The 21,865-nt window shown below is 68.0% G+C and carries 25 protein-coding genes; 3 read left to right on the top strand and 22 right to left on the bottom strand.

All coding sequences use genetic code 11. The annotated features are described in order from the left end of the window. Positions 1–20: 20 nt before the first annotated feature. The 6 genes from ACJ7VY_RS03770 to ACJ7VY_RS03745 form a co-directional block, all read right to left on the bottom strand. Positions 21–1,082: a suppressor of fused domain protein gene (locus tag ACJ7VY_RS03770; protein ID WP_312348155.1), complete on the bottom strand. Its 1,062-nt coding sequence runs from the start codon at positions 1,080–1,082 to the stop codon at positions 21–23. 103 nt (positions 1,083–1,185) lie between these two features. After that, positions 1,186–1,665 (bottom strand): hypothetical protein, encoded by a 480-nt coding sequence (locus tag ACJ7VY_RS03765; protein WP_240211771.1) that lies wholly within the window; start codon positions 1,663–1,665, stop codon positions 1,186–1,188. Positions 1,666–1,786: 121 nt separating this feature from the next. Beyond that, on the bottom strand, positions 1,787–3,667 hold the full coding sequence (gene prpE / locus ACJ7VY_RS03760; RefSeq protein ID WP_313228993.1) for a propionate--CoA ligase: 1,881 nt from the start codon (positions 3,665–3,667) through the stop codon (positions 1,787–1,789). Between the two features lie 143 nt (positions 3,668–3,810). Further along, positions 3,811–4,425 (bottom strand): RluA family pseudouridine synthase, encoded by a 615-nt coding sequence (locus ACJ7VY_RS03755; RefSeq protein WP_409476383.1) that lies wholly within the window; start codon positions 4,423–4,425, stop codon positions 3,811–3,813. Positions 4,426–4,554: 129 nt separating this feature from the next. After that, positions 4,555–5,538 carry a malate dehydrogenase gene (locus tag ACJ7VY_RS03750; RefSeq protein ID WP_161613304.1) on the bottom strand — a complete coding sequence of 328 codons (984 nt, stop codon included), beginning with the start codon at positions 5,536–5,538 and terminating at the stop codon, positions 4,555–4,557. Between the two features lie 123 nt (positions 5,539–5,661). Continuing rightward, positions 5,662–6,156, bottom strand: coding sequence for a peptidylprolyl isomerase (locus tag ACJ7VY_RS03745; protein WP_056931941.1), 495 nt, complete (start codon positions 6,154–6,156; stop codon positions 5,662–5,664). A 208-nt stretch (positions 6,157–6,364) separates the two neighbouring features. Between ACJ7VY_RS03745 and typA the strand changes: the two genes are divergently transcribed. From typA to ACJ7VY_RS03730, 3 genes are all read left to right on the top strand, one after another. Next, positions 6,365–8,194: a translational GTPase TypA gene (typA, locus tag ACJ7VY_RS03740; protein WP_104938149.1), complete on the top strand. Its 1,830-nt coding sequence runs from the start codon at positions 6,365–6,367 to the stop codon at positions 8,192–8,194. 5 nt (positions 8,195–8,199) lie between these two features. After that, the gene (locus ACJ7VY_RS03735; protein WP_104938148.1) at positions 8,200–8,682 is read left to right on the top strand and encodes a DUF2127 domain-containing protein; all 483 of its coding nucleotides are present in this window, start codon (positions 8,200–8,202) and stop codon (positions 8,680–8,682) included. A gap of 114 nt (positions 8,683–8,796) precedes the next feature. Beyond that, positions 8,797–10,395 (top strand): amidase, encoded by a 1,599-nt coding sequence (locus tag ACJ7VY_RS03730; protein ID WP_409476382.1) that lies wholly within the window; start codon positions 8,797–8,799, stop codon positions 10,393–10,395. Positions 10,396–10,419: 24 nt separating this feature from the next. Here ACJ7VY_RS03730 and ACJ7VY_RS03725 read toward each other — a convergent pair whose 3' ends face one another. The 16 genes from ACJ7VY_RS03725 to rpsN all read right to left on the bottom strand — a co-directional run bounded on the left by ACJ7VY_RS03725 (position 10,420) and on the right by rpsN (position 21,853). Continuing rightward, on the bottom strand, positions 10,420–11,532 hold the full coding sequence (locus ACJ7VY_RS03725; protein ID WP_409476381.1) for a mechanosensitive ion channel family protein: 1,113 nt from the start codon (positions 11,530–11,532) through the stop codon (positions 10,420–10,422). A 167-nt stretch (positions 11,533–11,699) separates the two neighbouring features. Beyond that, positions 11,700–13,085 carry a class II 3-deoxy-7-phosphoheptulonate synthase gene (locus ACJ7VY_RS03720; RefSeq protein WP_104938145.1) on the bottom strand — a complete coding sequence of 462 codons (1,386 nt, stop codon included), beginning with the start codon at positions 13,083–13,085 and terminating at the stop codon, positions 11,700–11,702. A 48-nt stretch (positions 13,086–13,133) separates the two neighbouring features. Then, the gene (locus ACJ7VY_RS03715; RefSeq protein ID WP_161613300.1) at positions 13,134–13,649 is read right to left on the bottom strand and encodes a disulfide bond formation protein B; all 516 of its coding nucleotides are present in this window, start codon (positions 13,647–13,649) and stop codon (positions 13,134–13,136) included. A gap of 264 nt (positions 13,650–13,913) precedes the next feature. Continuing rightward, positions 13,914–14,300 (bottom strand): 50S ribosomal protein L17, encoded by a 387-nt coding sequence (rplQ, locus tag ACJ7VY_RS03710; RefSeq protein WP_161613299.1) that lies wholly within the window; start codon positions 14,298–14,300, stop codon positions 13,914–13,916. Positions 14,301–14,492: 192 nt separating this feature from the next. Further along, positions 14,493–15,491, bottom strand: a complete 999-nt coding sequence (locus ACJ7VY_RS03705; RefSeq protein ID WP_104938143.1) for a DNA-directed RNA polymerase subunit alpha — start codon at positions 15,489–15,491, stop codon at positions 14,493–14,495. Between the two features lie 55 nt (positions 15,492–15,546). Next, entirely contained in the window at positions 15,547–16,176 is a 630-nt protein-coding gene (gene rpsD / locus ACJ7VY_RS03700; protein WP_054663355.1) for a 30S ribosomal protein S4, read from the bottom strand. Between the two features lie 14 nt (positions 16,177–16,190). Further along, positions 16,191–16,583, bottom strand: a complete 393-nt coding sequence (rpsK, locus tag ACJ7VY_RS03695) for a 30S ribosomal protein S11 (RefSeq protein ID WP_054663352.1) — start codon at positions 16,581–16,583, stop codon at positions 16,191–16,193. 12 nt (positions 16,584–16,595) lie between these two features. After that, positions 16,596–16,952 carry a 30S ribosomal protein S13 gene (gene rpsM, locus ACJ7VY_RS03690; RefSeq protein WP_054663350.1) on the bottom strand — a complete coding sequence of 119 codons (357 nt, stop codon included), beginning with the start codon at positions 16,950–16,952 and terminating at the stop codon, positions 16,596–16,598. Positions 16,953–17,300: 348 nt separating this feature from the next. After that, the gene (gene secY / locus ACJ7VY_RS03685; RefSeq protein ID WP_054663347.1) at positions 17,301–18,656 is read right to left on the bottom strand and encodes a preprotein translocase subunit SecY; all 1,356 of its coding nucleotides are present in this window, start codon (positions 18,654–18,656) and stop codon (positions 17,301–17,303) included. A gap of 7 nt (positions 18,657–18,663) precedes the next feature. Continuing rightward, a complete protein-coding gene (gene rplO, locus ACJ7VY_RS03680; protein ID WP_054663344.1) occupies positions 18,664–19,107 on the bottom strand; it encodes a 50S ribosomal protein L15 in 444 nt (147 codons plus the stop codon). Positions 19,108–19,113: 6 nt separating this feature from the next. Then, positions 19,114–19,305 carry a 50S ribosomal protein L30 gene (rpmD, locus tag ACJ7VY_RS03675; protein WP_005408214.1) on the bottom strand — a complete coding sequence of 64 codons (192 nt, stop codon included), beginning with the start codon at positions 19,303–19,305 and terminating at the stop codon, positions 19,114–19,116. Then, entirely contained in the window at positions 19,298–19,840 is a 543-nt protein-coding gene (rpsE, locus tag ACJ7VY_RS03670; RefSeq protein WP_054663341.1) for a 30S ribosomal protein S5, read from the bottom strand. The genes rpmD and rpsE overlap by 8 nt, the downstream gene beginning before the upstream one ends. A 160-nt stretch (positions 19,841–20,000) precedes the next feature. Then, positions 20,001–20,354 carry a 50S ribosomal protein L18 gene (gene rplR / locus ACJ7VY_RS03665; RefSeq protein ID WP_054663339.1) on the bottom strand — a complete coding sequence of 118 codons (354 nt, stop codon included), beginning with the start codon at positions 20,352–20,354 and terminating at the stop codon, positions 20,001–20,003. Between the two features lie 33 nt (positions 20,355–20,387). Beyond that, on the bottom strand, positions 20,388–20,915 hold the full coding sequence (gene rplF / locus ACJ7VY_RS03660) for a 50S ribosomal protein L6 (protein ID WP_104938142.1): 528 nt from the start codon (positions 20,913–20,915) through the stop codon (positions 20,388–20,390). Positions 20,916–20,932: 17 nt separating this feature from the next. Beyond that, positions 20,933–21,331, bottom strand: a complete 399-nt coding sequence (gene rpsH, locus ACJ7VY_RS03655) for a 30S ribosomal protein S8 (protein WP_104938141.1) — start codon at positions 21,329–21,331, stop codon at positions 20,933–20,935. 216 nt (positions 21,332–21,547) lie between these two features. Further along, positions 21,548–21,853, bottom strand: a complete 306-nt coding sequence (rpsN, locus tag ACJ7VY_RS03650; protein ID WP_054663332.1) for a 30S ribosomal protein S14 — start codon at positions 21,851–21,853, stop codon at positions 21,548–21,550. Between the last annotated feature and the right edge of the window lie 12 nt (positions 21,854–21,865).

The raw sequence follows: 21,865 nt of genomic DNA, 5'->3' as shown, positions 1-21,865 counted from the left end.
CAGCGCGGCAGCCGCGACGGTCAGCCGATCTCGCCAATCACCTTGCCGCGGGCGTCCCGCAACTGCGTCGGCACCACTTCCACCTGCAGCCGCCCGCCCGGGAGCGGGTACACGCCACGCTCGGCACGGACCGCGGCCAGCAGCGCCGCGATGCTCGCGTCGCACAGCACGCAGCGCGCGCTGTCCTCGTCCAGCTGCAGGTCGTCGGCCACGCCCGGCTCGAACCGCCACTGCCGCTCCCTGCCCAGCACCACCAGCGGCCGGTCGTGGTGCAGGCGCAGCGGCAGCAGTTCCAGCACGCTGTCCACCTGCCCCGCGCCCAGCACCAGGGTGGTGCCCACGTCCGCGTCGGACCAGTCCAGCGTCTCCACGAACAGCATGCCGGTGCTGGACCCGTCGCGGCGGCTGCCCGCCGCCACCCGGTCCGCCAGCGCCGCATCGGCCAGCAGCGAATCGCGCGCCAGCTCGGTGATCCACGACGGCATCGCCGGCGCCAGCACGTCCATTACCCCGGAGGTCGACCAGCGCCTGACCGCGGCCATCTCGTCGTCGGTCAGGCCGACCATCTGCAGGAAGTCCAGGCGCCCGTTGGGCGTGGCGATCGCCGGCAACTGCGGATCGGCGACGAACGCCAGGTGGCGCAGGCGGGTACCACTGTCCAGCGTGATCGGGCCGTTGGCATCGAGATGATGCCCGGCCTCGAACACGTTGCCGCTGGCGAACACGTAGCGGGCGACGTTCTGCAGCAGGTCCAGCGGCCACGTCGGTGGCGCGCCGCTGCCGTCCTCGCCGGCTTCGGCGGCGAGACGGAAGGTCAGCTCGAAGCCGAAGCCGCTCGCCTCCGGGTCGTCGCTGTGTTTGTCGTACAGCTCGGAAAAGCCGTAGGTGACGTAGTGCCAGTGGGGGCGCGGCAGCGGGCTCCAGTACACGCTGATGCCGTCCAGCGGGTCGTCGCCGCCCAGCGTGTACGAGGCCGCCGTGCCGAAGTGCCGGGGCGCCTGTCCCGCGTGCACCGCGCGCAATGCCGCATTGATGGCGTCCCAGCCCGCGGTTACCACCCCGCCGCCGTCGTGTTTGTCCATGCCTGGCGCTCCTCTGCCCAACCCCCGCGCATGATAGTGCCGGCCGGCGGGTGGCCGCCGCGCTGCCCGCGATCACCGCGCAGCGCGACGCCCGCCGCTGCCATCACGCCAGCACCAGGGCCCGGGTCTCCTCCAGCCAGCGGCTGGCGAATGCCGGGCTCTTGGCCTTGCCCAGCGCCGCCGCCACTTCCGGCCACAGCTGTTCCAGCCCCACCGCACTGCGGCTGCGCTCGATCTTGAGCTGGATCAGGTAGCCCTTCAGGCCCAGGTGCCGGCGTACCGATTCGGCCATCCAGTCGCGCAGTTGCTGGTAGCGCAACGGATCGTCGCCCAGCTGCGTGGTGACCGGCACCGGTGGCGCGCGCTCCACGTTGCCACCGACCACTTCGATCAACCCAAGCGCCAGCAACTGCTCCAGCGCGTCCTCCGGCGCCCGCAACCCCTGCGCCATCTGCAGCAGTTCGCGGCTGTCGCGCTGCCCGTCCACCAGCAGCAGCACCGAGCGCAGCGCCGGCGCCAGGCGCAGGCCACGGTCTTCGATCTCGCGACGGCCAGCCGCCGTCTTGGCATGGATCAACGCCATTCCCCCTCCCCCATTTGTGCATCGCAACCACGATGCGCGCGAACGGCAACCGGGGCCCCCGCCCCATCCTGCTTGCCTGCACCCGCACCGCCCCCTGCGATCGCCGCGCCAGCGGCCTGCGCTATGTCCCCAGCACGCGGCGGATTTCCTCCAGTGCGCCCGGGTCGTCCAACGTCGACAGGTCCCCCGGGTCGCGCCGCTCCGCCAGGGCCTGCAGCGAACGCCGCAGCAGCTTACCCGAACGGGTCTTGGGAAGCGCGTTGACGATATGCACGTGCGCCGGGCGCGCCACCGCCCCCAGCGAGCCGGTGACCTGCTGCATCATCTCCGCCGACAGCGCCGCCAGCTCGTCGGCGGCCGCGGCCTGCTTGAGGGTCACGAACACCAGCGGCACCTGCCCCTTCAGCTCGTCGTGCATGCCGACCACCGCCGCCTCGGCCACCCGCGGGTGGCTGCTGATCGCCTCCTCGATCTCGCGCGTGCCCAGCCGGTGACCGGCCACGTTGATCACGTCGTCGGTGCGGCCGAGGATGAAGGTGTAGCCGTCGGCGTCGCGGATGGCCCAGTCCAGCGAGCTGTAGAGCAACTCGTCGAAATGGCTGAAGTAGCTCTTGATGAAGCGCGCATCGTCGTTCCATACCGTACTCATGCAACCCGGCGGCAGCGGCGGCTGGATCACCAGCACGCCTTTCTGCCCGGGCGCGACTTCGGCCCCGGTACGCTCGTCGATGACCTTCATCCGGTACCCCAGGTTGGGGAAGCCGGGCGAGCCGAACTTCACCGGCTTCATCTCCAGCCCCGGCAGCAGGGTCAACGCCGGCCAGCCGGTCTCGGTCTGCCAGTAGTTGTCGATCACCGGCTTGCGCAGCGCGTCGCCGATCCACTGCGCGGTGGGCTCGTCCAGCGGCTCGCCGGCCAGGAACAGGTACTTCAGTTCGGACAGGTCGTGGCGATGGATGAAATCCACGTCGTGCTTCTTCAGCACCCGGATCGCGGTGGGCGAGGAGAACATCGTGCGCACCCCGTACTGCTCGCACAGCGCCCACCAGATGCCCGGATCCGGATGGGTCGGCAGGCCTTCGTACAGCAGCGATGTGCAGCCGCCGATCAGCGGCCCGTACACGTTGTACGAATGCCCCACCGCCCAGCCGACGTCGGAGGTGGAGAACATCACCTGGCCGGGGGCGCAGTCGAACACCGTGCGCATCGACTGCGCCATCGCCACCGCATAGCCGCCGACATCACGCTGCACGCCCTTCGGCTTGCCGGTGGTGCCCGAGGTGTACAGCAGGTAGCTGGGCGCGTTGGATTCCAGCCATTCCACCGGCACCTGCGCGTCGCCCACCTGCGCGCGCAGCGCGGCGTAATCCTCGTCGCGCCCCGCGATCCTGGGCGTGGCCGCGTCCAGGCCGCGCGAGACGATAAGCACTTTCGGCGGTGGCGACGTGGCCTCGGCACACGCCGCGTCGACCATGGGCTTGTACGGGATCACCTTGCCGCCGCGCATGCCCGCGTCGGCGGCGATCAGCAGCTTGGGCCGGGCATCGTCGATGCGCAGCGCCAGGTTGTGCGCGGCGAATCCACCGAACACCACCGAATGCACCGCGCCGATGCGCGCGCAGGCCAGCATCGCGAACACCGCCTCAGCCATGTTCGGCATGTAGATCACCACGCGGTCGCCGCGGGCGACATCCAGCGCCTTGAGTACGGCGGCGAAGGCATTCACCTCGCGGTGCAGCTCGCGGTAGGTGATCTCGCGGGTCACCTGGGTCTCGGTGGAGATGGCGACCAGCGCCAGCTGGTCGCCGCGATCGGCCAGGTGCCGGTCCACCGCGTTGTAGCAGAGGTTGGTTTCGCCGCCGACGAACCAGCGCCGGAACGGCGGATTGGAGTAGTCCAGGATCTGCCGCGGCGGCTTATGCCAATGGATCGCCCTGGCCTCCTCGGCCCAGAACGCCTCCGGCGCGTCGATGGAACGGCGGTAGGTCTGCTCGTACTGCATGTCGCCTCCGGAACCTGCTGGCCTGCGCCGAGCATAGTCCGGACCAGCGCGCGCCCTCCCTGCGACGATGGTCGTACGACCATCGTTGCAGGGCCGGCCCCGGCCCCGCCCATGGCCGGCCGCACGCCGCGCCGCGACCGGCCTCAGAACGGACTGGGCGACGCGAACGCCATCTCCGCCCCGCTCACCGGGTGCACGAAGCCCAGCCTGCACGCATGCAACTGCACCCGCGGCGCGGGCGCGGCGCCATACAGGCAATCGCCGATGATCGGATGGCCGGCACTGGCCATGTGCAGCCGCAGCTGGTGACTGCGCCCGGTGACCGGTTCCAGTGCCACCCGGGTCCACGCCTGTCCCGCATCGCGCGCCAGCACCCGCCAGCGGGTCAGCGCCGGCTTGCCACGTTCCAGGTCCACCATCTGCCTGGGCCGGTTCGGCCAGTCGCAGATCAGCGGCAGGGCGATCTCGCCCGCCTCGCCCGCGACCCGCCCCTCCACCAAGGCCTCGTAACACTTGTGCACGCGCCGCTGCTCGAACTGCATCGACAGGGCCGCCTGCACCTGCCTGCCGCGCGCGTACAGCATCAGCCCCGAGGTCACCTGGTCCAGCCGGTGCACGGTCAGCACGTCGGGAAACGACGCCTGCAGGCGCGCCACCAGGCAATCCTGGTTCTCCGGCAGGCGCCCGGGCACCGAAAGCAGGCCGGCGGGCTTTTCCACCACCAGCAGTGCGTCGTCGATGTAATGCAGTTCGATCACCGTTTCCGCCTCTGCACGCGGCCATGGGCAGGCCGCCGGCCGTCGCGCGGGAACCCACGCCGCAGCCCTCCAACAAAAAGGGGGAAGCCGAAGCTTCCCCCCGTCGAACCGGTCGCCCGGCCGCTGCGGTCAGAGCAGGTCGGCCACGCCGGCGCGCTCTTCCTCGAGCTCGGCCAGGGTGATGTCGATGTACTTCTTGGAGAAGTCGTCGATCGGCAGGTCCTTGACGATGGTGTACTTGCCGTTCTCGGTGATCACCGGGAAGCCGAACACCACGCCTTCGGGAATGCCGTAGGAGCCGTCGGACGGCACGCCCATCGTCACCCACTTGCCGTTGCTGCCCAGCACCCAGTCATGCACGTGGTCGATGGCGGCATTGGCGGCCGAGGCGGCGGAGGACAGGCCACGGGCGGCGATGATGGCCGCGCCGCGCTTGCCGACGGTCGGAATGAAGGTGTTGGCGTTCCATTCCTGGTCGTTGATCAGCTCGGCCACCGAGGCGCCGCCGGTGGTGGCGAAGCGGTAGTCCGGGTACATGGTCGGGCTGTGGTTGCCCCACACGGTGAACTTCTCGAAGCTGTCCACGGCCTTGCCGGTCTTGGCCGACAGCTGGCTCAGGGCGCGGTTGTGGTCCAGGCGCAGCATGGCGGTGAAGTTCTTCGGGTCCAGGTCCGGCGCCGACTTCATCGCGATGTAGGCGTTGGTGTTGGCCGGGTTGCCGACCACCAGCACCTTCACGTCGCGCTTGGCCACGGCGTTCAGCGCCTTGCCCTGCACGGTGAAGATCTTGGCGTTTTCCAGCAGCAGGTCCTTGCGCTCCATGCCCGGGCCGCGCGGACGGGCGCCGACCAGCAGGGCCACGTCGACGTCCTTGAACGCCACCAGCGGATCGGCGGTGGTAACCACGCCGGCCAGCAGCGGGAACGCGCAGTCTTCCAGTTCCATGACCACGCCCTTCAGCGCGGCCTGGGCCTTCTCATTGTCGATCTCCAGCAGCTGCAGGATGACCGGCTGGTCCTTGCCCAGCATTTCGCCGGAGGCGATGCGGAACAGCAGGGCGTAGCCGATATTGCCGGCAGCGCCGGTCACGGCGACACGTACGGGTGCTTTCATGGGGGTTTCCTCTGCTAAGAAAGGTATCTGGGGACGGCCCCGGCCTCCGCGGCCGCGAAAGCGGGGCTGCAATCGGTGCACATCACGCGAACGGCCACCGTTGCCGGTGGCCGTGGGCGGGGATCAGGCGGCGAGGATCTTGTTCCACTCGGCCACGCGCCCGGCCTGGGCGGCCAGCACGGCGTCGGCATCGCCCTCGATGGTGATCTTGTTGATCAGGTCGCCCTGCTTGACCGCGTCGACCACGTCCAGGCCCTCGACCACCTTGCCGAACACGGTGTGCTTGCCGTCCAGCCAGTCGGTCTTGATGTGGGTGATGAAGAACTGGCTGCCGTTGGTGTTGGGGCCGGCATTGGCCATGGACAGCACGCCGCGCTCGTGGCGCACGCCGTTGTTGGTCTCGTCCTCGAAGCGGTAGCCGGGGCCACCGCGGCCGGAGCCTTCCGGGCAGCCGCCCTGGATCATGAAATCGGCGATCACGCGGTGGAAGTTCAGGCCGTCGTAGAACCCGCGCTGGGCCAGGTTGACGAAATTGGCCACGGTCAGCGGCGCCTTGTCGGCGAACAGCTCGACCTTGATCAGGCCGCGGGAGGTGTCGAAATGGGCGGTCAGGGACATGGGAATCCTTGTGGGAGAAGACGTCTATCGCAGACCGCATAGGATACACCCGCCCCCGGCGGGCGACGTCCCCCGCCCTCACCGCGCCCGCCGCCGGCTGAACGCCCCTCCCGGCGGCCTTCACGGCCCCTTTTCGCGAATCGGCCGCATGCCCGTATAATGTTGGACTTCTTTTCCCCATTCACGGCACCGGCTGGCCGTCTTTCGCATGTCCATCGAAAACCTTCGCAACATCGCCATCGTCGCCCACGTCGACCATGGCAAGACCACCCTTGTCGACCAGTTGCTGAAGCAGTCTGGCACCCTGTCCGAGCGCACGGTGCTGGCAGAGCGCGTGATGGACAGCAACGACCAGGAAAAGGAACGCGGCATCACCATCCTGGCCAAGAACACCGCCATCAACTGGCGCGGCAACCGCATCAACATCGTCGACACCCCCGGGCACGCCGACTTCGGTGGCGAGGTGGAGCGCGTGCTGTCGATGGTGGACTCGGTGCTGCTGCTGGTCGACGCGATGGACGGCCCGATGCCGCAGACCCGCTTCGTCACCCAGAAGGCCTTCGCGATGGGCTTCAAGCCGATCGTCGTGGTCAACAAGGTGGACCGCCCGGGCGCGCGCCCGGACTGGGTGATCGACCAGGTGTTCGACCTGTTCGACAAGCTGGGCGCCACCAATGAGCAGCTGGATTTCCCGATCGTCTACGCGTCGGGCCTGAACGGCTACGCCGGCATGGAAGATACCGTGCGCGACGGCGACATGACCCCGCTGTACGAAGCGATCATGAAGTACGTGCCGGCGCCGGAAGTCGAGGCCGAGGGCCCGTTCCAGATGCGCATCAGCCAGCTGGACTACAACAACTTCGTCGGCGTGATCGGCATCGGCCGCATCCAGCGCGGCAAGGTCCGCAAGAACCAGCCGGTCATCGTCATCGACCGCGAGGGCAACAAGCGCCAGGGCAAGGTGCTGCAGGTGCTGGGCTTCATGGGCCTGGAGCGGATCGAGGTCGAGGAGGCCCAGGCCGGCGACATCGTCGCCATCTCCGGCATCCAGGAGCTGACCATCTCCGACACCGTGTGCGCGCTGGAAGCCCCCGAGGCGCTGCCGCCGCTGACCGTGGACGAACCCACCATCTCGATGACCTTCCAGGTCAACAACTCGCCGTTCGCCGGCAACAAGGACCTGTCCGGCGGCAAGTTCCTGACCAGCCGCCAGCTCAAGGAGCGGCTGGAGCGCGAGACCGTGCACAACGTCGCGCTGAAGGTCGAGCAGCTGGAGGACGCGGACAAGTTCCTGGTCTCCGGCCGCGGCGAGCTGCACCTGTCGGTGCTGATCGAAACCATGCGCCGCGAAGGCTATGAGCTGGCCGTGTCGCGCCCGGAAGTCATCATCAAGGAAATCGACGGGCAGCTGATGGAGCCGATCGAACAGCTGGTGATCGACATCGAAGAGCAGCACCAGGGCGGCGTGATGGAGAAGCTGGGCACCCGCAAGGCGCTGCTGGAGAACATGGAGCCGGACGGCAAGGGCCGCGTGCGCCTGGACTTCAAGATCCCGGCGCGCGGCCTGATCGGCTTCCAGAACGAGTTCAAGACCCTGACCCAGGGTTCGGGCCTGCTGTTCCACGTGTTCGACCACTACGGCCCGAAGGAACAGGGCGCCATCGCCAAGCGCCTCAACGGCGTGATGATCGCCAACGCCCCCGGCCCGACCCCGGCCTATGCGCTGGGCCCGCTGGAAGAGCGCGGCCGCCTGTTCGCCGCCGAAGGCGACCAGGTCTACGAAGGCCAGCTGATCGGCATCCATTCCAAGGACAACGACCTGACGGTCAACGCGATCAAGACCAAGCCGCTGACCAACATGCGCGCTTCGGGCAAGGACGACGCGATCAAGCTGACCCCGGCGCTGAAGTTCTCGCTGGAGCAGGCGCTGGACTTCATCGAGGACGACGAGCTGGTGGAAGTCACCCCGAAGGAAATCCGCCTGCGCAAGAAGTTCCTGACCGAAAGCGATCGCAAGCGCGCCTCCCGCGCCGGCTGATCGCCTTGTCCGCGCGCAAGCCCTACAACCCGGATCCGCACGCGCATCCGGGACTTGCCGCCATCGCCCTGCTGGAAGCGGTCAAGGCCGTGTTGGCCTTTCTGGCCGCCGCGGGCCTGGAGTTCTCCGGGCCCGCCCCCCTGCGCACCTTCGTCAACACCCTGATCCGGCACGTCGGCGGCGATCCCGAACACGGTTCGTCCTCGACGCTGCTGGACATGATCACGCCCGACACCGTGCATGTCGGCGCCCTCGCCCTGGTCGCCTACGGCCTGCTGCGGTCACTGGAAGCCTGGGGCCTGTGGCGCGCGCGCGCCTGGGCATCGTGGCTGGGCTGCATCTCCGCTGCGCTGTACCTGCCGCTGGATGTCTACGCCATCATCCGCCACCCCGGCTGGGCCTCGTGGCTGCTGCTGGGCGTCAACCTGGTGGTGGTCTGGGTGCTTGCCCGGGATATCGGCAAGCGGCGTCCGCCAGCGGCCCGCTGAAGCCCCCCGGACATGGCGCCGGCACGGGGCCCCAAGCCCGCCGCCGGTCGCCTCCGCACGGGCGCCCCATCCGCCCGTTTGCCAAGCCCAGGCCGGCCCGATAGCCTGCGCGGCATGCGCGCCCTCCCGACCTGCTCCCGACTGCTCCTGCCCCTCCTGGCGGCGGTGCTGTGCAGCGCCTGCGACGGCGCCGCCAGCGACACGCCAGCCGGCGAACCGCCGTTCCCCTACCAGGAGGCGGGCATCGCCGAACTGCAGGCGCGGATGACCGCCGGCGAGCTCGACAGCGTCACCCTCACCGATGCCTACCTGCGCCGCATCGCGCTGCTGGACCGCGCCGGCCCGGCGCTGCGCTCGGTGATCGAGATCAACCCGGCCGCGCGACGCGAAGCGGCGCAGCGCGATGCCGAACGCCGCGCCGGGCGCATCCGCGGCCCCCTGCACGGCATGCCGATCCTGCTCAAGGACAACATCGCCGCCACGCCCATGCACAACACCGCCGGTTCGCTGGCGCTGAAGACGTTCCGCCCGCGGCGCGATGCGTTCCTGGTGCAGCGCCTGCGCGACGCCGGCGCGGTGATCCTGGGCAAGACCAACCTGAGCGAGTGGGCCAACTTCCGCTCCAGTGGCTCGACGTCGGGCTGGAGCGCGGTGGGCGGGCAGACCCGCAACCCGTACGCACTGGACCACAACCCGTGCGGCTCCAGCTCCGGCAGCGCCGTGGCCGTCGCCGCCAACCTGGCCGTGGCCGCCATCGGCACCGAAACCGACGGCAGCATCGTCTGCCCGGCCGCGGTGAACGGCATCGTCGGACTCAAGCCCACGGTCGGCCTGGTCAGCCGCGACGGCATCATCCCGATCTCCTTCAGCCAGGACACCGCCGGACCGATGACCCGCAGCGTCGCCGATGCCGCGCTGCTGCTGGGCGCGATCGCCGGGCGCGACGAGTCCGATCCCGCGACCGCGGCGATGCCCGGGCGGGCCGTGTACGACTATGGCGCGCGCCTGCGCCCGGATGCATTGCGCGGCGCGCGCATCGGCGTGCTGCGCAACGCGCTTGCCGAGCGCGCGGAGATAAAGCCGGTGCTGGACCAGGCCGTGGCGGCGATGCGCGCGGCCGGAGCCACCGTCGTCGAAACCACGTTGCCGGATGGAGGCGCCTGGGAAAAGCATGAGCAGACGGTGCTGCTGTACGAGTTCAAGAACGGGCTGAACCGGTATTTCCAGCAGTGGCGGACGCCGGTCGATTCGCTCGCCGCCCTGATCGCCTTCAACCAGGCCCACGCCTCGCAGGAACTGCATCTGTTCGGCCAGGAGCTGCTGCTGCAGGCCGAACAGTCCGGCCCGCTCAACGACCCCGCCTACATCGCCGCGCGCGGCAGCGCCCGCCGGCTCGCCGGCCCGGAGGGCATCGACGCCACCCTGCGCGCGCACCGGCTCGATGCACTGGTCGCGCCCACCACCGGCGCCGCCTGGCGCACCACCCCCGGCCAGGGCGATGCCTACCCTGGTGGCAGCTACGGCGCCGCCGCCGTGGCCGGTTACCCCAGCCTGAGCGTGCCCATGGGCCACGCCGGCGGGTTGCCGCTGGGGTTGCTGTTCATGGGAACCGCCTGGAGCGAGCCGCGCCTGCTGGAGCTGGGGCACGCCTACGAACAGCTGACGCGGGCGCGCCGCGCGCCGGCGTTCGCGGACACCGCGCATGCCCGTTGACGGTGGCTGTGGCGGGGCCGGCACTCACGCCGGTGCGCCGTCCTCGGCACCGGGCGAACGGATGTCCCCCGGGTCGCCCTGCCGCGCCCGCGGCGGCGCCTCGGGCTGGCGCCCGACCTCTGCGCGCAGCCGTGGCAGCGCCGCGGGATGCTCGCGCATCAGGAAGTCGACCATGCGCTCGCGCACGATGCAGCGCAGGTCGAAGGCATCGCCGGAGTTGCGCGCGCTCACCAGCAGCCGCACCTGGATCGCCTGCTCGCTGGTCTCGGTCACCTGGGTCACGCAGACGCGGCCGTCCCACAACGGCGACTGCCTGCAGATGCGCTCGAGCTCGGCGCGTACCGCCGCCACCGGGGTACGGTAGTCCAGCCACAGGAACGCGGTTCCCAGCAGGTCGGCGCTGCGCCGGGTCCAGTTCTGGAACGGGTTCTCGATGAACCACGACAGCGGCACCACCATGCGCCGCTCGTCCCAGATCCGCACCACCACGTAGGAGCTGCCGATTTCCTCGATGCGGCCCCACTCGCCCTCGACGATCACCACGTCATCGAGCCGGATCGGCTGCGTCAGCGCGATCTGCAGGCCGGCGATCAGGTTGCCGAACACCGGCTTGGCGGCGATGCCGGCCACCAGCCCGACGATGCCCGCCGAGGCCAGCAGGGTCTTGCCGACCTGCCGCGCCTGCGGGAACGTCAGCAGCACCGTCGCCACGCCGAACAATACGATCACGCCCATCAACACCCGACTCAGCACCCGGGTCTGGGTCTGGACGCGGCGCGCGGCGAGGTTGTCCGCCACCTCGATCGGGTGGTTGCGCAGGATCGCGCGCTCGCCGGCCGCCACCGCGCGCACCAGCAGCCAGGTCAGGCACGCCACCACGCCCATGTGCAGCAGGCGCTGCATGACCTGCAGCGCCTGCCCCTCCAGCGGCGTGGCGCCCAGCGCCATCCACAGGAACAGCAGTGGCAGGAAGAACGCCAGCGGCAGGCTTACCACGCGCACGATGCGCGCGCGCCGGTAATCACGCCCGCGGGTGCGGCGGAACAGCCACAGCATCAGCGTCCATACCACGAAGCCGGCGACAATCGCCGCCCCCAGCGGCAATGCGTAGGCGCGGATGACGGTCCAGTCGGCCATCGTTGCGTGCCCTCCAGGGATACGAAAGGATGTGCCGCACAGGATGCACCAGGCGCCATGATCGCGATGTCATGCCGCGGATGGGCGCATGCCGCCGCGCCGGCCGCTGCGTGCCCGCAGTGCGGCCGGCAGGCTGCCGCCGGCGCGGCGGGGAAACCTCGCCCGCGCTAGGACGCGTCCGCGCCCTGCTGCCGCTTGCGCACGATCGCCATGGCGATCTCCAGCGACTGCTCGTAGTTCAGCCGCGGGTCGACCGTGGAGCGGTAGGCGCGCTCCAGGTCGCGGTCGGTCAGCTCGCGCGCGCCGCCGGTGCACTCGGTCACGTCCTCGCCGGTGAGCTCCAGGTGCACGCCGCCCAGCCGGGTGCCGGCCGCCGCATGCAGGTCGAACGACGCCTCCACCTCGGCCAGGACGTTGTCGAAACGGCGGGTCTTGTAGCCGTTGCTGGTGCTCTCGGTGTTGCCGTGCATCGCATCGCAGACCCACAGCACGCGGCGGCCGTCGCGCTTCACCGCATCCAGCAGCGGCGGCAGCCTGTCGGCGATCTGCGCCGCGCCCATGCGATGGATGAAGCTCAGGCGGCCGGGCTCGTCGTCGGGGTTGAGCACGTCGATCAGGCGCAGCAGTTGATCCGGCTGTACCGAGGGGCCCACCTTGATCGCGATCGGGTTGCGCACGCCGCGCAGGTACTCCACGTGCGCGCCCTCCAGCGCCGCGGTGCGCATGCCGATCCACGGGTAGTGGGTACTCAGGTTGAACCAGCCATGCTGGCGCGGCACCTGCCGGGTCAGCGCCTGCTCGTAGGGCAGCAGCAGCGCTTCGTGCGAGGTATAGAAATCGACCCGGTTGAGGTTGTGCACCCGGGCGCCGGACAGCGTTTCCATGAACCGCACCGCATCGCCGATGGAGCCCACCATCTTCTGGTACTCGGCCGCCAGCGGCGAGCACCCCACCCAGTCCATGTTCCAGTACTCGGGGTGGTGCAGGTCGGCGAACCCGCCGTCGATCAGGGCGCGCACGAAGTTCATGGTCAGCGCCGAGCGCGAATGCGCCATGATCATCCGCTGCGGATCCGGGACGCGCGCGGCCTCGGTGAACTCCGGCGCGTTGATCACATCGCCTCGGTAGCTGGGCAGGGTCACCCCGCCCCGGGTCTCGGTGTCGGCCGAGCGCGGCTTGGCATACTGGCCGGCGAAACGCCCGACCCGTATCACCGGCTTGCGCAGCCCGTGCACCAGCACCAGGCTCATCTGCAGCAGCACCTTGAGCCGGTTGGAGATCGTGGCGGACTCGCAGTCGGCGAAATTCTCCGCGCAATCGCCCCCCTGCAGCAGGAAGCGCTCGCCCTCCTGCGCCTCGGCCAGCTGCTGCTTCAGCGCCAGGATCTCCCACGAGGTCACCAGTGGCGGCAGCTGCCGCAGCTGCGCCAGCGCAGCCTCCAGCGCCTGCGGATCGGGGTAGGTCGGCATCTGCAGCGCCGGGCGCCCACGCCAGCTGTCCGGCGCCCAGTGCGATGCAGTGGCGGCCGGGGACAAGGACGGGGACAGGTTCATGCGGTTACCGTGGCGATGCGGGGGGAATACAGCGGAAAACAGGCGGACTCAGAACAGGCGCGTCCGGCGCGCGCGCAGGCCGGCATACAGCGCCCACGCCCCGAGCAGCGCGAACCACACCAGGCTCCACATCGGCATGCTCAGGCCGAGGAACGTCCAGTCGATGTTGCCGCAGTCGCCGGTGCCGGTAAGCACGGTACGGAACACCTCGAACGGCCCCATGGTCTCGCTGAGGAAACTCAACGGCGGGCCGCAGCTGCTGCCCAGGTCCTTCGGCAGCAGCTGCACGTAGACGTGGCGCCCGGCGATGCCGGCACCCACGGCCGCGGCGATGAACGCCAGCACGCCGTAGAAGCCGCGGCCACCGCGCGTGGACGGCCCGTGCAGTGCACCCAACAGCAACACCAATCCCAGCGCGGCGAAAGCGATGCGCTGGAAAATGCACAGCGGACAAGGCTCCAGGCCCATTTCCAGCTGCATCCAGATGGCGAACGCCAGAAGGCCCGCGCAGGCCAGGAAGCCCAGCAGGCACTGCGCGCGGAAGCTCCACCGCAAAGGATTCATCATGTCATTCCGGGATCACTGATCCTGCAAGCGTAACAGGCCGGCCGCCGCGCGGCAGCATCACCGCGCCGGTGACCCGGCATGCGCACCCTGCAGCCGTCGCGCCGTGCCATCGCCGGCAGTTCGCCCCGAGGCCCCGGTCGCGCGAACGACGCGGGCAGCGCGCATGCGCGGCCGAATGCGCCCTGCGGCCCCGGCCCCGGAAAAGCGAAAAGCCCGGGCAGTGCCGGGCTTTTCGTTGCAGCGCGTTGCGGGAAGGCGCGATTACTCGGCCACTTCCTCGGCAACGACGGCCGGGCGGTCCACCAGCTCGACGTAGGCCATCGGCGCGTTGTCGCCGGCGCGGAAGCCGCACTTCAGCAGGCGCAGGTAGCCGCCCGGACGGGTGGCATAGCGCGGGCCCAGCACGGTGAACAGGTTGCCGACGGCTTCCTTGTCACGCAGGCGGGCGAAGGCCAGGCGGCGGTTGGCGACGGAGTCGACCTTGGCCAGGGTGATCAGCGGCTCGGCGACGCGGCGCAGTTCCTTGGCCTTCGGCAGGGTGGTCTTGATCAGCTCGTGCTTGAACAGCGAGGCGGCCATGTTCTTGAACATCGCTTCGCGGTGGGCGCTGGTGCGGTTGAACTTGCGGCCCGACTTCTGGTGGCGCATGGGTCTATTCCTTGGTCAATGGTGGTTCGTTGGACATCGTTGTCGCCTTCCTGGCGTTGCTGCTGTGGACTGCGGGTGGTCCTGGCCGCCCCGTTCCCTGGACGACCGGCACCGTGGCTTTCAAGCCATCGGCGCGGGTACTGCTTCATGCCGTTCCCCGCATGGTCGCCCATGCGGGGAAACAGGGTTTGCTCAGCCCAGCATGCCGTGGGCGGAGACGCCGGCCGGCGGCCAGTTCTCCAGCTTCATGCCAAGCGACAGGCCACGCTGGGCCAGCACTTCCTTGATCTCGGTCAGCGACTTCTTGCCGAGGTTCGGGGTCTTGAGCAGCTCCACTTCGGTCTTCTGGATCAGATCGCCGATGTAGTAGATGCTTTCGGCCTTCAGGCAGTTGGCCGAACGCACGGTCAGCTCCAGGTCGTCGATCGGGCGCAGCAGCACCGGATCCACGCCGTTGTTGGCCGGCTTGGCCGCACCGCGGTCGCGGTGGGTGAAGTCACCGAACACCGACAGCTGGTCGCTGAGGATGTCGGCCGCGGTGCGGACGGCTTCCTCGGCGTCGATCGTGCCGTTGGTTTCGATATCGATGACCAGCTTGTCCAGGTCGGTGCGCTGTTCGACGCGGGCCGCTTCCACGGCGTAGGCGACGCGGCGGACCGGCGAGAACGAGGCGTCCAGGACCAGGCGGCCGATGGCGCGGGTTTCTTCGTCCGGACGACGACGCGAGGCCGCCGGCTGGTAGCCGAAGCCACGCTCGACCTTCAGGCGCATGTTGATCGCCGTGTCCTTGGTCAGGTTGCAGATGACCTGCTCGCCGTTGAGGACTTCGACGTTGTGGTCGACCTTGATGTCAGCGGCAGTCACCACACCCGGACCCTGCTTGGACAGGGAAATGGTGGCGCTGTCGCCGGAATGCATGCGGATGGCCACGTCCTTCAGGTTGAGCAGGACTTCGAGCACGTCCTCCTGCAGCCCTTCGACCGTGGTGTACTCATGCAGCACGCCGTCGATCTCGACTTCCGTGATGGCGAAGCCCGGGATGGACGACAGCAGCACGCGACGCAGGGCATTGCCCAGCGTATGCCCGTAACCCCGCTCCAAGGGCTCGATAACGACCTTGGCGCGGGTGTCGGTAAGGCGTTCGATCTGCGGACCGCGGGGACGCAGAACCTGGTTGGCGGTAACCGTCATGTTGCGGGTTCTCCTAGTGAACCCCCGGCCGTCGCCGGGGGTTCTCCAATGTGAATTACTTCGAGTACAGCTCGACGATCAGCGCTTCGTTGATGTCCGCCGGCAGGTCGGCGCGATCCGGCACGGCCTTGAACACGCCGCTGAACTTCTTCGAATCGACTTCGACCCACGACGGGCTCAGGTCATGCTGTTCGGCGATGGTCAGGGCTTCCTGGACGCGCAGCTGCTTGGCAGCCTTTTCCGACAGGGCGATCGCGTCGCCGGCCTTGACCTGGTACGAGGCCAGGTTGACCGACTTGCCGTTCACGGTGACGCCGCGGTGCGAGACCAGCTGGCGCGCAGCGGGACGGGTCACGGCGAAGCCCATGCGGTAGACGACGTTGTCCAGGCGGGTTTCCAGCAGCTGCAGCAGGTTCTCGCCGGTGTTGCCCTTCTTGGTCGAGGCCTTCTTGTAGTAGTTGCGGAACTGGCGCTCCAGCAGGCCGTAGATGCGCTTGACCTTCTGCTTTTCGCGCAGCTGGGTGGCGTAGTCGGACAGCTTGCCCTTGCGGGCGGTGGCGCCGTGCTGGCCGGGCTTCTGCTCCAGCTTGCACTTGGAGTCCAGCGCACGGGCCGGGCTCTTCAGCGACAGGTCGGCGCCTTCGCGACGGGCGAGCTTACAGGTAGGACCGATATAACGAGCCATTTCTTATCGCTCCTTTAGACGCGACGCTTCTTCGGCGGACGGCACCCGTTGTGCGGGATCGGCGTCACGTCGATGATGTTGGTGATCTTGTAGCCGACGTTGTTCAGCGAACGCACGGCCGACTCACGGCCCGGACCCGGACCCTTGATGCGGACTTCCAGCGACTTCACGCCGTAGTCCAGCGCGGCCTTGCCGGCCTTCTCGGCGGCGACCTGCGCAGCGAACGGAGTCGACTTGCGCGAACCGCGGAAGCCGGCACCACCGGAGGTCGCCCAGGACAGTGCATTGCCCTGGCGGTCGGTGATGGTCACGATGGTGTTGTTGAAAGAAGCGTGGACGTGGGCGACGCCGTCGGTGATGACGCGCTTGATCTTCTTCTTGGTCTTAGCAGCAGCGGGCTTAGCCATTTTCTAGGTCCCTTACTTCTTAAGCGCCTTGCGCGGACCCTTGCGGGTGCGTGCATTGGTCTTGGTGCGCTGACCACGCAGCGGCAGGCCGCGACGGTGACGCAGGCCGCGGTAGCAGCCCAGGTCCATCAGGCGCTTGATGGCGATGCCGACTTCACGACGCAGGTCGCCTTCGACGATGTACTTGCCCACTTCGAGGCGCAGACGGTCGATTTCCGGCTCCGACAGGTCGCGGATCTTGGTGGTCGAAGTAACGCCTGCGGCTTCGCAGACCTTCTTCGAGCGGGTACGGCCGATGCCGTAAATGCTTTGCAACCCGACCCAGACGTGCTTCTGGGCTGGCAGGTTGACGCCTGCAATACGCGCCATGACGCGGTTCTCCAGCTGAGTGATGGCCGAATGCGCACCGCGTGGCGCGCCATTCCGGCAGGATGGATCAAAAAAGTGAACTAGCGATTCTAACAAGGTCCCGGTTTGCTTGGAAGCCCGTGGAACACAAGGTTCCATGAGCCCGGCGTGGGGAGTGTGCCCATGCTCCGGCGCCGGATGTGCCTGGCAGGGAGATCGCTCTCCGAGCCGCCCGCGCTACTCCCGCGCGGAACAACCACATCACACCCCCACCCGGAACCGCTGCAGGGGCCGCCCTTCTGTCTTGAAGACCCGCCCCGGGAACCAGGGCGGCCTTCTCGCTATGAAGCGGAAAGTATAGCCGGGGAATCAGCCGCGCGCAAAACCGCCGCGGTTGCCGCCCTTCAGGTTGGCCTTCTTCAGCAGACTCTCGTACTGGTGCGACATCAGGTGCGCCTGCACCTGGGCGATGAAGTCCATCACCACCACCACCACGATCAGCAGCGAGGTGCCGCCGAAGTAGAACGAGGCATTGAGCTGGGTGCGCATCAGTTCCGGCAGCAGGCAGACGATCACCAGGTACAGCGAGCCGGCCGCGGTCAGGCGGGTCAGCACCGCGTCGATGTACTCGGCGGTGGCCTTGCCCGGACGGATGCCCGGGATCAGCGCGCCCGACTTCTTCAGGTTGTCCGCGGTTTCCTGCGAATTGAACACCAGCGCGGTATAGAAGAACGCGAAACCGGTGATCAGCGCGGCGAACACGATCATGTGCAGCGGCTCGCCCGGGCCCAGCGCATTGGCCACCTTCTGCAGCCAGGTGGCGGAGCTGGCCTGGCCGGACCACATCGCCAGCGTGGCCGGGAAGGCCAGGATGCTGGAGGCGAAGATCGCCGGGATCACGCCCGCCATGTTCAGCTTCAGCGGCAGGAACGAGGTCTGGTTCATGTACGCGTTGCGACCGCCCTGGCGGCGCGCATAGTTCACCGTGATCCGGCGCTGGCCGCGCTCGACGAACACCACGAAATAGGTGAACGCCAGCACCACGATGACGATCAGCAGCAGCGAGATGAAGCTCATGTTGCCGTCACGGTACGCATCCAGGGTATGGATGACCGCGGCCGGCAGGCCGGCGACGATGCCGGCGAAGATGATCAGCGAGACACCATTGCCGATGCCGCGCTCGGTGACCTGCTCGCCGACCCACATCAGGAAGATGGTGCCGGCGGTCAGCGCGACCACGGCGGTGAGCACGAAGCCCATGCCCGGCGCGTAGACGACCGGTGCGCCGCCCGGGGACACCTGGTTCTGCAGTGCCAGCGCGATGGAGCCGCCCTGCACGATGGCCAGGAGCACGGCGCCGATGCGCGAATACTGGGTGATCTTGCGGCGGCCCGACTCGCCTTCCTTCTGCATCGCCTTGAGCGCGGGGAAGATGTGGACCGCCAGCTGCATCACGATCGATGCCGAGATGTACGGCATCACGTTCAGCGCGAAGATGCTGAAACGGTGCAGGGCGCCGCCCGAGAACATGTTGAACATGTCCACGATACCGCCGCCCTGCGCCTGCATCAGCGCAAGCATGGCATCGGGATTGACGCCCGGCACCGGCACGTAGCAGCCGATGCGATAGACGAGCAATGCCCCGACTACGAACAGAAGACGCTGGCGAAGTTCAGTGAACTTGCCCATTCCGCCCGCGAGGTTACCGATGCCAGCTTGCGCCATGTTCCCGTTACTCCTGTACGCTGCCGCCGGCAGCTTCGATCGCGGCCTTGGCACCGGCCGTGGCGGCGACGCCCTTCAGGGTGAACGCCTTGGTCACTTCGCCCTTGACGACGATCTTGGCCTTCTTGGCGGTGCTCGGAACCAGCTTGGCGGCACGCAGGGCGGCGAAATCGATCTCGCCGGCCGGCAGCTTGTCCAGCTGGTACAGCAGCACTTCAGCGGTGTCCTTGGCGATCGGCGAACGGAAGCCGATCTTCGGCAGACGGCGCTGCATCGGGGTCTGGCCGCCTTCGAAGCCGGCCTTGATCTTGCCGCCACCCTTGCGGGCGAACGAACCCTTGTGGCCGCGGCCGGCAGTCTTGCCCAGGCCCGAGCCGATACCGCGGCCGACGCGGGTGCGCTCGGTGCGGGCGCCCGGAGCCGGGCTCAGTTCATTGAGACGCAGAGTCATGGTCGATTACTCCTCAACCTGGACGAGGTACTGAACCTTGTTGATCAGGCCGCGAACCTGCGGGCTGTCCTTCAGTTCACGCACATCGTTGAGCTTGTTCAGGCCCAGGGCACGCACTGACAGGCGGTGGCGCGACTGGGTTCCACGCAGGCCGCGCACCAGGCGCACCTTCACGGTCTTGTTGGACTCATTAGCCATGGTTGAGTTCCTCCACCTTCTTGCCACGCTTGGCCGCGATGCGCGCCGGCGACTGCATGCCCGCCAGGCCCTTCACGGTGGCGCGGACCAGGTTGATCGGGTTGCGCGAACCGGTGGCCTTGGCCAGCACGTTCTTCACGCCAACCGCTTCCAGGACGGCGCGCATGGCACCGCCGGCGATCACGCCGGTACCTTCCGAGGCGGGCTGCATGAACACGCGGGCGGCGCCGTGGCCGTCCTTGACCGGATGCCACAGGGTGCCGTTGTTCAGGTCGACGTTGACCAGGTTCTTGCGGGCCTGCTCCATCGACTTCTGGATGGCGACCGGCACTTCGCGCGCCTTGCCATAGCCGAAACCGACCTTGCCTTCGCCGTCGCCGACCACGGTCAGGGCGGTGAAGGTGAACTGGCGACCACCCTTGACGGTCTTGCTGACGCGGTTGACCGCGACCAGCTTCTCGATCATGCCGTCGTCGATCTTCTCTTCGCGGTTGCGGTCGCGGTCGCGACCCCGCTGCTGACGTTCTTCTGCCATGTTGATTCCTTGGTTGTTGGGTATGTACGGCTCGGGGCCGCTTATGGTTGTGGAATGACGCGTTGTTCCGGTGGGCCGCTGCAGAAGAACGGCGCCGTCCGGCCTCGCTCAGGCCGGCGAGCGGGTGGGCAGGAGGCCATCGGCCCCCTGCCCGGATCCCTTAGAACTGCAGGCCGGCCTCGCGCGCGGCGTCCGCCAGGGCCTTGATGCGGCCGTGGTAGCGGTAGCCCGAGCGGTCGAAGGCGACCTTCTCGACGCCGGCGGCCTTGGCGCGCTCGGCGACGATGCGGCCCACCTTGGCGGCGGCGTCGGCGTTCTTGCCGTTCTTCAGACCGTCCTTGACGTCGGCCTGGGTGGTGTTGGCGGCAGCCAGCACCTTCGAGCCGTCGGCGGTGAAGACCTGCGCGTACAGGTGCTGGCCGGTGCGCAGCACCGACAGGCGCGGCACGCCCAGGGTGCGGATGTGCGAACGGGTCGACTTGGCGCGACGCAGGCGAGCGATGTTCTTGTTCATGATCTTTATCCTCGAAAGCTGAAAACCTAGGAATTAGGCCTTCTTGGCTTCCTTGCGAATGATGTTCTCACCGGCGTACTTCACACCCTTGCCCTTGTAGGGCTCCGGCGGGCGGTAGCCACGGATCTTGGCGGCGACTTCGCCGACCACCTGCTTGTCCGCGCCCTGCACGACGATTTCCGTCTGCGTCGGGGTGGCCAGGGTGATGCCTTCCGGCGCCACGAACACGACGGGGTGCGAGAAGCCCAGCGACAGGTTCAGGTCCTTGCCCTGCATGGCAGCGCGGTAACCCACGCCCACCAGCTCCAGCTTCTTCTCGAAGCCTTCGGACACGCCCTTGACCATGTTGGCCAGGATCGAACGCACGGTGCCGGTCAGCGCATCGAAGGAGATGTCCTTCGGATTCAGCGTGACGACGCCATTGTCGATGGTGATTTCAACGCCAGCGGACTTGTTCAGCGACAGGGTGCCCTTCGGGCCCTTCACGCTCACGGATTCCGGCTGGATGTTCAGTTCAACGCCCTTGGGCAGGTTGATCGGCTTCTTGGCTACGCGGGACATGTTCTACTCCTTCTCGCTTAGGCCACGAAGCACAGGACTTCACCGCCGACGCCCTGCTGGCGCGCCTGCGCATCGGTCATGATGCCCTTGGAGGTGGAAATGATGGCAATGCCCAGGCCGTTGAGGACCTTCGGCAGCTCGCTCTTGCCACGGTACTGGCGCAGGCCCGAACGCGAGTAGCGCTTCAGGGTCGCGATGACCGGCTTGCCCTCGAAGTACTTGAGGACGATTTCCAGCTCGGCCTTGTTGTTGTCCAGCTGGTTGACGCGCAGGTCGGTGATGTAACCCTCGTCCTTCAGGACCTGGGCAATCGCCACCTTGATCTTGGACGACGGTGCCTTCACCGTCTGCTTGCCAACCGCGGCCGCATTCTTGATGCGGACCAGCAGGTCGGCGATGGGATCAGTCATGCTCATGTGTATACCTTTGAGTGCACCGATATCCGCTTTCGCGAAAATCTCGAGTTTTCCCGGGATGGGCCGGGGCCCTTTTCCAACGTCACCCGCAATTCCGGCCGGGCAAGACGCGGGAGTATACGACAAAAAGTCCGACTTGCGTCGGACTCCCTGTCTTGCCGGCAGGTCACCCTGCCGGCCCGCCGGCCGGGCCTTGCGGCCCGGCGCGGAGGTCTGTTACCAGCTGGCCTTGCGCAGGCCCGGCACGTCGCCACGCATGGTGGCTTCGCGCAGCTTGTTGCGGCCCAGGCCGAACTTGCGGTACACGCCACGCGGGCGGCCCGACAGTTCGCAGCGGTTGCGCTGGCGGCTCGGCGACGAATCGCGCGGCAGCTTGGACAGCTTGGCCGCGGCTTCGATCTTCTCTTCGTAGCTCGCGTCCACCGAGGACACGATCTTCTTCAGAGCCGCACGCTTGTCGGCGTACTTCTTGGCCAGCTTTTCCCGCTTGATGTCGCGGTTGACCATGGAGGTCTTTGCCATTTCGGTTTCCTC

The organism is Stenotrophomonas sp. Y-13 (assembly GCF_046267925.1).
Lineage (GTDB): Bacteria > Pseudomonadota > Gammaproteobacteria > Xanthomonadales > Xanthomonadaceae > Stenotrophomonas > Stenotrophomonas acidaminiphila_A.
Note: the sequence above shows the minus strand (reverse complement) of the source record. Positions and strands in the feature narration are given on the sequence as shown.

Bases quoted from the DNA above. Each gene is read 5' to 3' on its own strand.
- ACJ7VY_RS03770 (WP_312348155.1), bottom strand. From the start codon at position 1,082: ATGGACAAACACGACGGCGGCGGGGTGGTAACCGCGGGCTGGGACGCC.
- ACJ7VY_RS03765 (WP_240211771.1), bottom strand. From the start codon at position 1,665: ATGGCGTTGATCCATGCCAAGACGGCGGCTGGCCGTCGCGAGATCGAA.
- prpE (WP_313228993.1), bottom strand. From the start codon at position 3,667: ATGCAGTACGAGCAGACCTACCGCCGTTCCATCGACGCGCCGGAGGCG.
- ACJ7VY_RS03750 (WP_161613304.1), bottom strand. From the start codon at position 5,538: ATGAAAGCACCCGTACGTGTCGCCGTGACCGGCGCTGCCGGCAATATC.
- ACJ7VY_RS03745 (WP_056931941.1), bottom strand. From the start codon at position 6,156: ATGTCCCTGACCGCCCATTTCGACACCTCCCGCGGCCTGATCAAGGTC.
- typA (WP_104938149.1), top strand. From the start codon at position 6,365: ATGTCCATCGAAAACCTTCGCAACATCGCCATCGTCGCCCACGTCGAC.
- ACJ7VY_RS03730 (WP_409476382.1), top strand. From the start codon at position 8,797: ATGCGCGCCCTCCCGACCTGCTCCCGACTGCTCCTGCCCCTCCTGGCG.
- ACJ7VY_RS03725 (WP_409476381.1), bottom strand. From the start codon at position 11,532: ATGGCCGACTGGACCGTCATCCGCGCCTACGCATTGCCGCTGGGGGCG.
- ACJ7VY_RS03720 (WP_104938145.1), bottom strand. From the start codon at position 13,085: ATGAACCTGTCCCCGTCCTTGTCCCCGGCCGCCACTGCATCGCACTGG.
- ACJ7VY_RS03715 (WP_161613300.1), bottom strand. From the start codon at position 13,649: ATGAATCCTTTGCGGTGGAGCTTCCGCGCGCAGTGCCTGCTGGGCTTC.
- rplQ (WP_161613299.1), bottom strand. From the start codon at position 14,300: ATGCGCCACCAGAAGTCGGGCCGCAAGTTCAACCGCACCAGCGCCCAC.
- ACJ7VY_RS03705 (WP_104938143.1), bottom strand. From the start codon at position 15,491: ATGACGGTTACCGCCAACCAGGTTCTGCGTCCCCGCGGTCCGCAGATC.
- rpsD (WP_054663355.1), bottom strand. From the start codon at position 16,176: ATGGCTCGTTATATCGGTCCTACCTGTAAGCTCGCCCGTCGCGAAGGC.
- rpsK (WP_054663352.1), bottom strand. From the start codon at position 16,583: ATGGCTAAGCCCGCTGCTGCTAAGACCAAGAAGAAGATCAAGCGCGTC.
- rpsM (WP_054663350.1), bottom strand. From the start codon at position 16,952: ATGGCGCGTATTGCAGGCGTCAACCTGCCAGCCCAGAAGCACGTCTGG.
- secY (WP_054663347.1), bottom strand. From the start codon at position 18,656: ATGGCGCAAGCTGGCATCGGTAACCTCGCGGGCGGAATGGGCAAGTTC.
- rplO (WP_054663344.1), bottom strand. From the start codon at position 19,107: ATGACTCTGCGTCTCAATGAACTGAGCCCGGCTCCGGGCGCCCGCACC.
- rpmD (WP_005408214.1), bottom strand. From the start codon at position 19,305: ATGGCTAATGAGTCCAACAAGACCGTGAAGGTGCGCCTGGTGCGCGGC.
- rpsE (WP_054663341.1), bottom strand. From the start codon at position 19,840: ATGGCAGAAGAACGTCAGCAGCGGGGTCGCGACCGCGACCGCAACCGC.
- rplR (WP_054663339.1), bottom strand. From the start codon at position 20,354: ATGAACAAGAACATCGCTCGCCTGCGTCGCGCCAAGTCGACCCGTTCG.
- rplF (WP_104938142.1), bottom strand. From the start codon at position 20,915: ATGTCCCGCGTAGCCAAGAAGCCGATCAACCTGCCCAAGGGCGTTGAA.
- rpsH (WP_104938141.1), bottom strand. From the start codon at position 21,331: ATGAGCATGACTGATCCCATCGCCGACCTGCTGGTCCGCATCAAGAAT.
- rpsN (WP_054663332.1), bottom strand. From the start codon at position 21,853: ATGGCAAAGACCTCCATGGTCAACCGCGACATCAAGCGGGAAAAGCTG.